Here is an 11,290-nt window from a genome sequence, read left to right as displayed (position 1 = left end):
GGCCTTGCGGTTCGCCTGGTTGGTGCGGTGCAGCGAGGAGAAGGTGAGGAGGGCGCCGATCACCATCGCCACCAGCAGCACGATCGAGCCGACGTAGATCCACCGGTGCCGCGACGCCATCATGCTCCGGCTCATGCCAGCTCAGCCTCCTCCTGCGCCGCGGCCGCGGGATCCTGCCAGCCGGGCTTGCGCAGCCTCAGGAACAGCCACGGGATGAGCAGGCCCAGCAGGACCGTGCCGCCCGCGACGATGCCGACATAGCTCCACACGCTGCCGCCGCCGAACTGGGACGAGGGCACGAAGCCGATGCCGAACGCGGCGAGCGAGGCCAGGAAGCCGACGACGCAGAGCACGTTCAGCGCGGGGGCGCGGTAGCCGCGCGGGTGGTTCGGCTGCAGCTTCCGCAGCCGCACCGCCGCGACGAACATCAGCAGGTAGACGATGAGGTAGACCTGCGTGGTGATCACGGAGAAGATCCAGTACGAGTTGGACACGTTCGGGATGAACGCGTACAGCAGCGCGATCAGCGTGGTGACCACGCCCTGGGAGACCAGGATGTTCTGCTGGATGCCGTGCCGGTTGAGCTTCTGCAGGAACGGCGGCAGGTAGCCCTCCTGACGGGAGATCATCAGCAGGCCCTTGGACGGCCCGGCCAGCCAGGTGAGCATGCCGCCGAGCGAGGCGGCGACCAGGCAGACCGAGATCACCGGGGTCAGCCAACCGACGTGGAAGTGCTGGAAGAAGGCGTTGAACGCCTGCATCACGCCTGCGGTGAGCGAGAGTTCGGCCGAGGGCACCACCCAGCTGATGGCGAGGGCCGGCAGGATGAAGATCACCAGGACCAGCCCCACCGCGAGGAACATCGCGCGCGGGAAGTCCCGGCCCGGGTTCTTCAGCGAGGAGACGTGCACGGCGTTCATCTCCATGCCGGAGTAGCTGAGGAAGTTGTTGACGATCAGCACCAGGCTGGCCAGTCCGGTCCACTGCGGGAACAGGTGCGCGGCGTCCATGGGGGCGGCGGAGGCGTTGCCCTGGCCGAGGAAGACGAAGCCCAGGACGACCAGCAGCGCGCCGGGGATCAGGGTGCCGATGACCAGGCCCCAGCTGGACAGCCCGGCGACGGCCTCGGTGCCGCGCGAGGAGACCCAGACGCCGGTCCAGTACAGCACCATGATCACGACGGCGGTGTAGAGCCCGTTGCTCGCCAGCTTCGGGTTGATCACATAGGAGATGGTGCCGGCCACGTAGGCGAGCAGGGTCGGGTAGTAGAAGATCGTCATGGCGAACTGGCACCAGACGGCCAGGAAGCCGAGCGGCTTGGACAGGCCCTGGGCCACCCAGTTGTAGACGCCGCCGTTCCATCCGGAGGCGAGTTCCGCGGAGACCAGCGCGGTCGGCAGCAGGAACACCACGGCGGGCAGCAGGTAGAGGAAGACGCAGGCCAGGCCGTAGACGGCCATGGTGGGCGCGGAGCGCAGGCTGGCCACCGAACTGGTGATCATCAGCGCCAGGGTCACCCAGCTCATCCGCGGTCCGGCGGCCACGCGGGTGACGGTGCGCGTCCCGACGGGTGCCGTGCCGCTCTCGTCGGCGGGCAGGTCCATGCTGGTCATGCGGCCTCACTTTCCGACGCCACGTCAGGGACGCCGGTTCTCAGCTTCATTGGCCCCGCCGCGACCCGCATCCGGAGCAAGGCAAGGCAGTTGCACGATCACCCGATCGGCCCCGCGCGCGGTCGGCCCCCCGGTACCGGGGACCGGCTGGGATAGCCTCGTGGGCAGCAGGACCAGCGGCTTCGGAGCGCAAGGGAGTGGATCGGGATGGTGCACGAGCGGGCCGGGCAGCCGGCGCGGCCGGAGGACCTCGTCGACGTGGCACGGCTGGTGACGGCCTACTACACGCTGGTGCCGGATCCGGACGTCCCCGGCCAGGCGGTGGCCTTCGGCACCTCCGGGCACCGGGGTTCGGCGCTGAACACCGCCTTCAACGAGGCGCACATCGCGGCGACCACCCAGGCGATCTGCGAGTACCGGGCCCAACAGGGCACCGACGGGCCCCTGTTCCTCGGTATCGACACGCACGCCCTGTCCGAGCCGGCCCGGGCCACCGCGCTGGAGGTGCTGGCCGGCAACGGGGTGACCGTGCTGATCGACAGCAACGACGGCTACACGCCGACCCCGGCGGTGTCCCTGGCGATCCTGGACCACAACCGCGGCCGCGGCACCGGCCTCGCGGACGGCATCGTGGTGACGCCCTCTCACAACCCCCCCGCGGACGGCGGGTTCAAGTACAACCCGCCCTCCGGCGGCCCGGCCGGGTCCGAGGCCACGGGCTGGATCCAGGACCGGGCCAACGACCTGATCCGCAAGGGTCTCGCGGACGTCCGGCGGATCCCGCTGAGCCGCGCGCTCACGGCGGAGACCACCCGGCGCTACGACTTCCTCGGCGCCTATGCCGCCGCCCTGCCCAGCGTGCTGGACCTGGACGCGGTCCGCGCGGCAGGTCTGCGCGTCGGCGCGGACCCGCTGGGCGGCGCGTCGGTGGCCTACTGGGGCCGGATCGCCGAGCAGCACCGCCTCGACCTGACCGTGGTCAACCCGCTGACCGACCCCACCTGGCGCTTCATGACCCTGGACTGGGACGGCAAGGTCCGCATGGACTGCTCCTCCCCGTACGCGATGGCCTCGCTGATCGGGCAGCGCGACCGCTACCGGCTGGCCACCGGCAACGACGCGGACGCCGACCGGCACGGCATCGTCACCCCGGACGGCGGGCTGATGAACCCCAACCACTACCTGGCCGTCGCCATCGGCTACCTCTTCGCGCACCGTCCCGACTGGCCGTCGGCGGCCGGTGTGGGCAAGACGCTCGTCTCCTCGTCGATGATCGACCGGGTGGCGGCGGACCTGGGGCGGCGGCTGGTGGAGGTACCGGTCGGCTTCAAGTGGTTCGTCGACGGGCTGCTGGACGGTTCGCTCGGCTTCGGCGGCGAGGAGTCCGCCGGTGCGTCGTTCCTGCGCCGCGACGGCAGCGTGTGGACCACGGACAAGGACGGCATCCTGCTCGCGCTGCTGGCCTCGGAGATCCTGGCCGTCACCGGGGAGACGCCCTCCCAGCTCTACGCCGGGCTCACCGCGCGCTTCGGCGACCCCGCCTACGCCCGCGTGGACGCCCCCGCCGACCGGGAGCAGAAGGCCCGGCTGGCGGCCCTCTCCCCGGACCAGGTCCGGGCCGACACCCTGGCCGGGGACCCGATCACGGCGGTGCTCACCCGCGCCCCCGGGAACGACGCCGCGATCGGCGGCCTGAAGGTGACGACGGATCAGGCGTGGTTCGCCGCCCGGCCGTCGGGCACGGAGGACGTCTACAAGATCTACACCGAGAGCTTCCGCGGTCCCGAGCACCTGGCCCAGGTGCAGGAAGCCGCGCGGGAGTTGGTCGCCTCGGCGCTGGCCTGACGCCGCCACGCGGTCGGCCCAGTCCCGGCTGCGGGGCCGGTCGGCGGGTGATAGCCCTGGCTTTGCCCGCACCGACCGACCCGCACGACCGACACGGAGGACTGCCGTGAGCAACTACCCGGCGCTGAACATCTTCTGGAGCATGCTGGAGCTGTTCCTCTGGATCCTGTGGTTCTTCCTGCTGTTCCGCATCATCACCGACATCTTCCGCAGCCACGACCTCAGCGGCTGGGGCAAGGCGGGCTGGATCATCCTGGTGATCCTGCTGCCGTTCATCGGCGTGCTCGCCTACGTCATCGTCCGGGGGCGGTCGATGGGCGAGCGCGACGCCGAGCAGGCGCGGCAGGCCGACGCCGCCTTCAAGTCCTACGTCCGCGAGGCGGCCGGGACCTCCGGTCCGGCCGCGGGGGCCGGCCCCACGCACGTGGACGAGCTGGCGCGGCTGGCCCAGCTGCGGGACCAGGGCGCGCTGAGCGACGCGGAGTTCCAGAAGGCCAAGGACAAGCTGCTGGCCTGAGCCGTGACGCACGACGGTCCCCGTCGGCCCGCAGGCGGCCGACGGGGACCGTCGTCCCTCAGAGCCGCTCGTCGCTGCGGACGGTGGCGAGGCCCCAGATGATGAAGACGTCGAGCGCCATCACGGTCAGCGACCACAGCGGGTAGTGGGGCAGGAACATGAACTGCGTGAACAGGCTGACGCCGGCCAGCAGGATGCCGGTCCAGCGGGCCCAGCCCTGGTTGCGCAGGACGCCGATGCCGACGATCACCAGCACCGCGCCGATCGCCAGGTGCAGCCAGCCCCAGGTGGTGAGGTCGAAACGGTAGACGTAGCGGGGGGTGCTGACCAGGACGTCGTCCTTGGCGATGCCGGTGATGCCCTCAAGGATGCTGATGACGCCGTTGCACACCAGCAGGACGCCGGCGAAGACGGTGGCGCCGACCGCCCAGGGGCTGCTGCTCCTGGAGGCACCGGTGGAGGGTGAGGACATGTCACTTTCCTCTCGCAGCGGGGCGCTTGCCGCCCCTTTTCTGTGGCTTTGCCCGGATTTGGTGATCGCAGCCTAGGCGGGAGGTGCGGCTGGTGCATCCCCTGTGCTCCGACGGGGCGTCAGATAGCGGTTCAGCGGCGGCCCTTGGGCCAGCACCGCGCCGATGGTGACGGCGAAGCTGGCCGCGGCGCACAGGACGATGAGCCAGGACAGCATCGTCAGCACCAGGCCGAGGGAGCCGTACTGGTTGAGCGCCTTGTTCAGGGCGGTGGGGATGTAGAGGCGGGCGGTGATCCACAGGGCGGTGGAGCCCGCGGCGGCGAGGACGGCCCCGGGCAGCAGCGGGAGCCAGGGGACCCGCCCGGCCAGCAGCAGATGCTGCGTCCACAGCCAGACCAGCACGCTGATCACGAAGGTGACCGGCAGGCCCAACCAGATCCCCACCCCGAACCCCTCCCGCAGCGGCCCCTGGAAGAAGATCACCAGCAGCACGGCGAGGATCCAGATGACCCAGCGCCAGGCCACGATCCGGGCCCCCGCCTTCGGCAGCAGCCAGGCGCGCTCGCAGACCCGGACCATGGCGCGGCTGAAGCTGGTGGCCGAGATCAGGGCCATGAGCAGACCGATGATGCCGGTGGTCTGCCGCAGGTCCTTGCCCGTGGGCGAACCGAGAAGCTCGGTGATCTCCTGGTTGGCCGGCCCGGTCAGCCCGAAGACCGTGCGCAGCGACTCCGCGAGCTGCGTGCGCATGCTGGCCGGGGCGAAGGCGGCGACGGCGAAGAGGAGCGGGACGGCGGTGAGGAAGGCCTGCGCGGCGAGGCGGGTCGCGGCGTCGAGCAGATTCGTTGAGAGCAGCCGGGCGGTCAGCTCGGTGAGCACGGGGAAGTGCTGCTCGGCGCTCGCACGCAGGCGCTGTGCGGTGGCGGCGGCGTTCCGCAGCCGGGCCCTCCCGCCCATGCGCGTCTCCCCTCCGTCCTGCGGCAGTGCTGACGCCCAGTCAATGTGCGGGCCCGCGGAGCGGGCGAGCGCTGCTGCGCCGTTCGGGCGCGGATCCGAACAGCCGGTGTGACACAGCTCTCACATACGACTCTCACCTCGCCGTGCAACCGTTCGCCCTTGCGGTGTGCTCTCTGCGGGTGCAGTGGGTGTGTAGTCGATGGGAGTCGGGGAGTGCGGAAGAGCAAGGGCACGGTTGCCGGGATGGCGCTGCTGGCGTGTGCGGTGCTCGCGGGTGCGACGGCGTGCAACGACAGCGCGTCGGCCGCAGCGGGGAGCGCGGCCTCGGCCGGCGCGGCGTCGGGGACGCCGAGCGCGGGCTCCGGCACGGCCTCGGGCACGTCCTCGCCCTCGGCGAGCGCGTCGCCCTCTCCCACGCACCCGTCGGGTCCGCCGATGCAGCTGGAGTCGATCACCCCGGCCACCGGGGCCACGGTGGGCGTGGCGATGCCGGTGTCGGTGGTGTTCAGCCACGCGGTGGCCGCGTCGGCCCGGGCCGGGGTGGAGCAGCACCTGAAGGTCACCACCTCGGTGCCCACGACCGGAAGTTGGCACTGGTACCCGGGCGGCACCCGGGTGGACTGGCGTCCGGAGAACTACTGGACCCCGGGCACCCAGGTCTCCGTGGACGCCGACCTGACGGACGTGCCGGACGGCAACGGCCGTTACGGCACCCATGCCTACCACCACAGCTTCACGATCGGCGCGGACTTCGAGACGTTCGTCTCGGTCACCGGGCACTCGATGGTGGTCAAGAGCGACGGCAAGGTCGTCCGCACCATGCCGATCGACGCGGGCAGCCCGGACTTCCCGTCCTGGGACGGGACGATGGCGGTCATCGACAAGGAGCCGACGGTCCGGATGACCTCGTGCAGCGTCGGGATCTCCTGCGACAAGAACAGCCCCAACTACTACGACCTGACGCTGCCCTGGGACGTCCACCTCACCTACTCGGGCACCTACGTCCACTACTCCACCGGCGACCCGTACCCGGGCCACAGCTACGGCTCGCACGGCTGCGTGCACCTGTCGCTCGCGGACTCGAAGTGGTACTACAGCCACGTCAAGCAGGGCGACCCGGTCACCATCACCGGCTCGCCGCGCGGCAAGGCCGCGCCGGACAACGGCTACGCGGCCTTCAACCTGTCCTGGGCCCAGTGGCAGGCGGGCAGCGCGCTCAACGGCCAGTAGGAGCCGGGAGCGCCACGCGCTGTCAGGCGGGCCGCATCGGGCCGCCCGGGTCGACGCGGACGGGGATGCCGTTCCCGGCCGCCCGGGCCAGGGCGGCCTGCAGCGCGGCGGAGTGGGCGCCCTTCGCGGTCGTGGTGACCTGGATGCCGGAGGCGTCCTGCACGGGCGACGCGGTGTAGAGGGGGAAGCCGAGCACCGTCGGACCGAGCGCCATGATCCTGGCGATGGCCCGGTCCAGGGTCCGCTGCGCGTAGCCGCAGTGGTAGAGGTCGAGGCGCGAGAGGTCGATCCCCGGGTCGGCCCGCTTCGCCGCGGCGGCAAGCTGCCTGCCCCGGGCCAGGTCGGTGACGCAGAGGGCGACCCGGCCCACCGGGAAGTCGGTGATCTGCGTGCCGTAGACATCGGCGAAGGCGCCCCGGCCCTGCGCGCCCACGGCCTGCGACAGCGCCTCGGCCTGCGGGGTGTTGGCGGGCGTGCTCTGCAGCCGCGTCGGCGCCGCGGTGGCGCCGAGCCAGGCCGGGGGCGGAGGGCAGGGCCGGGTCGCCGAGACGGCGATGTGCGGCGCGGTCACCGCGGGCACACTGGCGCATCCGGCAAGGGCGAGAGCGGCTGCCGCGGTGATCGGGACGAGGGCGGGGCGCAGGGCCGGCATGGCGACTCCAGAAGGGCCGGACGGACACAGGCGTCTTTGGGACTCGCCTGCCGCCGGAGCGGTTCCGTCCGGTTGCACCCCCGGGAGGTCCTTTCAGTCCCCGTAGCTGCAGAACTCCACGAGCGTGCCCTCGGGCGCGCGGACGTGGGCGACCCGCATGCCCCAGGCAGGCTGGTCGGCGGGCTCGGAGGCCGGCTGCGCGCCCCGGGCGACGGCCTCGGCGTGGACCCGGTCCACGTCCTCGACACGGAGCACCAGCACCACATGGTCGGCCGTGCCGCGCTCACCCGCGGTCGCGCCGACCGCGCCCGCCATCAGCGCGCGGTCGAACAGCGCCAGGTCGGTGCTGCCGGGCGCCTTGAAGCAGGCATACGGACCCGAGCCGTCCTGCCCCTCCTGGGCGGTCAGACCCAGCACCTGCTCGTAGAAGGCGAAGCTCTTCGCGAAGTCGTCCACCAGCACCCGTACCTGAGCCAGCATCAGCGTCCTCCCCTGTGGCCGTGGTTCCGCGCCGCAGCCTACGCCCTTCCCCCGCGCGCCGACCTGCGGGCCGGGCGCCGCTGCCGCAGGATGGTGGGCATGCCGAGCGACGAGGACCCGACCCTGTCCGAGCCCCAGCCGGTGCTCAGCCCGCTGACCACGGCGGCGCTGTTCCTGGTGCTGACCGTCGACCCCGGCGGCGAGCCGGTGGTGCGCGAGCTGCTGGCCGACCTCGCCGGGCTGCAGCGCAGCGTCGGCTTCGGCCACCCGCAGGGCCGGCTGAGCGTGGTGGCGGGCATCGGGTCCGAGGCGTGGGACCGGCTGGTGGACGGCCCCCGTCCGGCCGAGCTGCATCCGTTCGAGGAGCTGCGCGGCGCGCGGCACCACGCCCCGGCCACCCCGGGCGACCTGCTCTTCCACATCCGGGCCGGCCGTCAGGACCTGTGCTTCGCGCTCGGCTCGGAGATCATGAACCGGCTGCGCGGCGCCGTGTCGGTGGCGGACGAGGTCACCGGCTTCAGCTACCTGGACATGCGCGACCTGCTGGGCTTCGTGGACGGGACGGAGAACCCGGTCGGCCGGGCGGCCGCGGCGGCGGTGCTGATCGGCGACGAGGACCCGGAGTTCGCCGGGGGGTCCTATGTCATCGTGCAGAAGTACCTGCACGATCTGGACGCCTGGAACCGGCTCACGGTGGAGCAGCAGGAGCAGATCATCGGCCGGAGCAAACTGACCAACGTCGAGATCGACGCCCCGGGCTCGCACGTCGAGCTCAACACCATCACCGGCCCGGACGGCGCCGAGCGCAAGATCCTGCGCGACAACATGCCCTTCGGCAGCCCGGGCAGCGGCCAGTTCGGCACGTACTACATCGGCTACGCGCGCACCCCTTCGGTCACCGAGGAGATGCTGCGTCACATGTTCCTGGGCGACGGCCCGTTCAGCCACGACCGCATCCTCGACTTCTCCACCGCCGTGACCGGCACCCTGTTCTTCGTACCGCCGGCCGCCTTCCTGGAGGACCTGGCCGACCAGGACGAGCAGACCGCGTCGGCAGCGGCCCAGGGCTCGCTCGGCATCGGCGACCTGAAGCACCGTTAGGAGCACCGCATCCCATGGACAACCTGCACCGCGCACTCGCCCCGATCTCCGACGCCGCCTGGGCGGACCTCGAGCAGGAGGCCCGGCGCACCTTCACCCGCTATGTGGCCGCCCGCCGGATCGTGGACGTCCCCGAGGCCGCGGGGCCGGAGCTGGCCGCCGTCAACACCGGCCACCTCGAGGACATCGAGACCCCGGCGTCGGGCGTCCGCGCACGGGTCCGGCGGTCCCAGCCGGTGGTGGAGCTGCGGGTGCCGTTCACCGTGGACCGGCAGCAGGTGGACGACGTCTCCCGCGGCGCCCAGGACGCGGACTGGGGTCCGGTGAAGGAGGCGGCGCGCCGCATCGCGTACGCCGAGGACCGGGCCGTGTTCGAGGGCTACCCCGCGGCGGGCATCGCCGGCCTGCGGGCCTCGACCAGCAACGGGACGCTGACGCTGCCCGCCGATCCGCGCGACTACCCGGAGGTGGTCAGCCGCGCCGTCACCGAGCTGCGCCTGGCCGGCGTCGGCGGCCCCTACACGCTGGCGCTCAGCGCGGACGCCTACACGGCGGTCAACGAGACCTCGGACCACGGCTACCCGATCCACGAGCACGTGCGCCGGGTGCTGGACGGCGACATCGTCTGGGCCCCCGCCATCGACGGCGCCTTCCTGCTCTCCACCCGCGGCGGCGACTTCACCCTCCGACTGGGCCAGGACCTCTCCATCGGCTACCTCTCCCACGACGCCGACAGCGTGCAGCTGTACTTCCAGGAGTCGCTCACCTTCCTGGTCCACACCACGGAGGCGGTCGTCGCCATCAGCCCTACCGCCAGCGGGAGTTGACGAGCGGCTCCGGCGCCGGTTCAGAGCCCCTTCCAGCCGGGGACGGGCCAGGCCACGACGAGTGCGCGGCCGATGACGTCGGAGACCGGGACGAAGCCGTCGCCCGGGTGCGCCCGCTGATGGAAGCGCGAGTCCTGCGAGTCGTTCCGATGGTCGCCCATGACCCAGATCGAGCCCTGGGGGACGGTGAGGGTGCCGACCGGGTCGTCGTCGCAGGGCGTGGCCCCGGGGTAGAGGTAAGGCTCGTGCAGCGCATGGCCGTTGACGCGCACCGGCTGGCCCGCGCGGCAGTCCACGGTGTCGCCGCCGACCGCGATGACCCGCTTGATCAGGTCCCGCTCCCCCGGGTCGGGCACCAGGCCGACCACGGCGAGCCCGCGTTCCAGTGAACTCGGGTCCGGCACCGGCTCGTCGGCGAGCCAGTCGCCGGGGTCCCGGAAGACGACCACGTCGCCGCGGTGCGGCGTCCACCCGAACCACGGGCTGAGCTTGTCCACGAGCACACGGTCGCCGCGCACGATGGTGTCGTTCATGGAGTCGGAGGGGATGACGAAGGCCTGCAGCAGGAAGGTCTTCACGAACAGCGCGAGCAGCAGCGCGAGGACCAGCAGCGCCGGCCACTCAAGCCAACGGGCCATGCGGCGGCGGGACTTGTGCTGCTTCGAGCCGTCCTGTCCGGCGTCAACGGTGGTGTCCACGGCCCTGTGACGCGCGCCGCGGCGATCCGGTTCCGCCTCAGCGGCCGGACCGGACCCATTGCGTCATGCTCTCGTCACAAGCATTTCACCGCTCCTGCTCTATGCGCATAGACAGGAGTTCGAGACCCTGGTGGACGTTCGAACAGCGCCCCGTGCCGCGTCGCCGCGGTCAACTCCCGTTCGCCGCCACGCCCTTGTTGGGGGTCCTCCATGCGCTCCGTCACCCGAGTCTCCACCGCCACCGCCTCCGCCCTCTGCCTCGCCGTCAGCGGCCTGATCGTCGGCGTCAGCGCCGGCGCCGCCCACGCCGCCACCTGCTCCACCGCCTACCTGCCGCTGCCCGACTCCACCTGCACCCCGGGCGCGTACAACCCGGACGTGACGCAGGCGACCATCGGCTCCACCATCTGCGTCTCCGGCTGGACCGCCACCGTCCGCCCGTCCACCAGCTACACCAACGCGCTCAAGGTCCAGGGCATCGCCGACTACGGGTACGCGGACACCAACCTGTCCGACTACGAGGAGGACCACCTCGTCCCGCTGGAGCTGGGCGGCGCGCCGAAGGACCCGGGCAACCTCTGGCCCGAACCCCGCTACGGCACCACGACGGCCACCTCGAAGGACGGCGTCGAGACCAAGCTCAAGAACGCCGTCTGCAACGGCACCATCACCCTGGCCGCGGCCCGCTCCGCGATCCGGAACAACTGGACCACCGCCCTGCAGGTCACCGGGATCGGCTAGGCGCTGCCCGTCCGGCGAGGTCGCGGGCTTCTCTTACCCCTCTCCGTCCCGGTGTTCAGCGGGGGTACGACGGGCGTACACGCGGGCGTACAGGCGCAGGGACTACTCATGTCCCGCACAGCCGACCACCCGTCAGTTCTCCTGCAGGGAGTCCCTC

Annotated in this window: 12 protein-coding genes; 6 read left to right on the top strand and 6 right to left on the bottom strand. The window is 71.7% G+C overall.

Annotated features, from left to right (window positions below; genetic code table 11):
* Positions 1–131: 131 nt before the first annotated feature.
* On the bottom strand, positions 132–1,613 hold the full coding sequence (locus ACFP3V_RS28830) for a glutamate/gamma-aminobutyrate antiporter GadC (RefSeq protein WP_380589728.1): 1,482 nt from the start codon (positions 1,611–1,613) through the stop codon (positions 132–134).
* Between the two features lie 207 nt (positions 1,614–1,820).
* Between ACFP3V_RS28830 and pgm the strand changes: the two genes are divergently transcribed.
* Together pgm and ACFP3V_RS28820 are read left to right on the top strand one after the other, a co-directional pair.
* Positions 1,821–3,458: a phosphoglucomutase (alpha-D-glucose-1,6-bisphosphate-dependent) gene (gene pgm / locus ACFP3V_RS28825; RefSeq protein WP_380589725.1), complete on the top strand. Its 1,638-nt coding sequence runs from the start codon at positions 1,821–1,823 to the stop codon at positions 3,456–3,458.
* 106 nt (positions 3,459–3,564) lie between these two features.
* Positions 3,565–3,975, top strand: coding sequence for an SHOCT domain-containing protein (locus ACFP3V_RS28820; RefSeq protein ID WP_380589722.1), 411 nt, complete (start codon positions 3,565–3,567; stop codon positions 3,973–3,975).
* Between the two features lie 58 nt (positions 3,976–4,033).
* Here ACFP3V_RS28820 and ACFP3V_RS28815 read toward each other — a convergent pair whose 3' ends face one another.
* Both ACFP3V_RS28815 and ACFP3V_RS28810 read right to left on the bottom strand, forming a co-directional pair.
* A complete protein-coding gene (locus ACFP3V_RS28815; protein ID WP_380589719.1) occupies positions 4,034–4,447 on the bottom strand; it encodes a DUF7144 family membrane protein in 414 nt (137 codons plus the stop codon).
* Between the two features lie 72 nt (positions 4,448–4,519).
* Positions 4,520–5,404, bottom strand: a complete 885-nt coding sequence (locus ACFP3V_RS28810; RefSeq protein ID WP_380589716.1) for a YhjD/YihY/BrkB family envelope integrity protein — start codon at positions 5,402–5,404, stop codon at positions 4,520–4,522.
* A gap of 213 nt (positions 5,405–5,617) precedes the next feature.
* Here ACFP3V_RS28810 and ACFP3V_RS28805 point away from each other — a divergent pair, with 213 nt between their 5' ends.
* Positions 5,618–6,634 (top strand): L,D-transpeptidase, encoded by a 1,017-nt coding sequence (locus tag ACFP3V_RS28805; protein ID WP_380589713.1) that lies wholly within the window; start codon positions 5,618–5,620, stop codon positions 6,632–6,634.
* Positions 6,635–6,656: 22 nt separating this feature from the next.
* On the opposite strand, the gene ACFP3V_RS28800 is transcribed toward ACFP3V_RS28805, so the two are convergent.
* Together ACFP3V_RS28800 and ACFP3V_RS28795 are read right to left on the bottom strand one after the other, a co-directional pair.
* Positions 6,657–7,286 carry a hypothetical protein gene (locus ACFP3V_RS28800; protein WP_380589710.1) on the bottom strand — a complete coding sequence of 210 codons (630 nt, stop codon included), beginning with the start codon at positions 7,284–7,286 and terminating at the stop codon, positions 6,657–6,659.
* A 93-nt stretch (positions 7,287–7,379) separates the two neighbouring features.
* Entirely contained in the window at positions 7,380–7,766 is a 387-nt protein-coding gene (locus tag ACFP3V_RS28795) for a VOC family protein (RefSeq protein ID WP_380589708.1), read from the bottom strand.
* A 99-nt stretch (positions 7,767–7,865) separates the two neighbouring features.
* Here ACFP3V_RS28795 and ACFP3V_RS28790 point away from each other — a divergent pair, with 99 nt between their 5' ends.
* Together ACFP3V_RS28790 and ACFP3V_RS28785 are read left to right on the top strand one after the other, a co-directional pair.
* A complete protein-coding gene (locus ACFP3V_RS28790) occupies positions 7,866–8,867 on the top strand; it encodes a Dyp-type peroxidase (protein ID WP_380589705.1) in 1,002 nt (333 codons plus the stop codon).
* Positions 8,868–8,881: 14 nt separating this feature from the next.
* A complete protein-coding gene (locus ACFP3V_RS28785; protein WP_380589702.1) occupies positions 8,882–9,694 on the top strand; it encodes a family 1 encapsulin nanocompartment shell protein in 813 nt (270 codons plus the stop codon).
* A gap of 20 nt (positions 9,695–9,714) precedes the next feature.
* Here the strand turns inward: ACFP3V_RS28785 and lepB are convergent, their stop codons facing one another.
* A complete protein-coding gene (gene lepB, locus ACFP3V_RS28780) occupies positions 9,715–10,392 on the bottom strand; it encodes a signal peptidase I (protein ID WP_380589699.1) in 678 nt (225 codons plus the stop codon).
* 210 nt (positions 10,393–10,602) lie between these two features.
* Here lepB and ACFP3V_RS28775 point away from each other — a divergent pair, with 210 nt between their 5' ends.
* Positions 10,603–11,133, top strand: coding sequence for a hypothetical protein (locus ACFP3V_RS28775; RefSeq protein ID WP_380589696.1), 531 nt, complete (start codon positions 10,603–10,605; stop codon positions 11,131–11,133).
* Positions 11,134–11,290: the final 157 nt, after the last annotated feature.

This window comes from Streptacidiphilus monticola, assembly GCF_042658505.1.
Lineage (GTDB): Bacteria > Actinomycetota > Actinomycetes > Streptomycetales > Streptomycetaceae > Streptacidiphilus > Streptacidiphilus monticola.
Note: the sequence above shows the minus strand (reverse complement) of the source record. Positions and strands in the feature narration are given on the sequence as shown.

Coding starts and splice junctions, on each gene's coding strand:
- ACFP3V_RS28830 (WP_380589728.1), bottom strand. CDS start 1,613: ATGACCAGCATGGACCTGCCCGCCGACGAGAGCGGCACGGCACCCGTC.
- pgm (WP_380589725.1), top strand. CDS start 1,821: ATGGTGCACGAGCGGGCCGGGCAGCCGGCGCGGCCGGAGGACCTCGTC.
- ACFP3V_RS28815 (WP_380589719.1), bottom strand. CDS start 4,447: ATGTCCTCACCCTCCACCGGTGCCTCCAGGAGCAGCAGCCCCTGGGCG.
- ACFP3V_RS28810 (WP_380589716.1), bottom strand. CDS start 5,404: ATGGGCGGGAGGGCCCGGCTGCGGAACGCCGCCGCCACCGCACAGCGC.
- ACFP3V_RS28800 (WP_380589710.1), bottom strand. CDS start 7,286: ATGCCGGCCCTGCGCCCCGCCCTCGTCCCGATCACCGCGGCAGCCGCT.
- ACFP3V_RS28795 (WP_380589708.1), bottom strand. CDS start 7,766: ATGCTGGCTCAGGTACGGGTGCTGGTGGACGACTTCGCGAAGAGCTTC.
- ACFP3V_RS28790 (WP_380589705.1), top strand. CDS start 7,866: ATGCCGAGCGACGAGGACCCGACCCTGTCCGAGCCCCAGCCGGTGCTC.
- ACFP3V_RS28785 (WP_380589702.1), top strand. CDS start 8,882: ATGGACAACCTGCACCGCGCACTCGCCCCGATCTCCGACGCCGCCTGG.
- ACFP3V_RS28775 (WP_380589696.1), top strand. CDS start 10,603: ATGCGCTCCGTCACCCGAGTCTCCACCGCCACCGCCTCCGCCCTCTGC.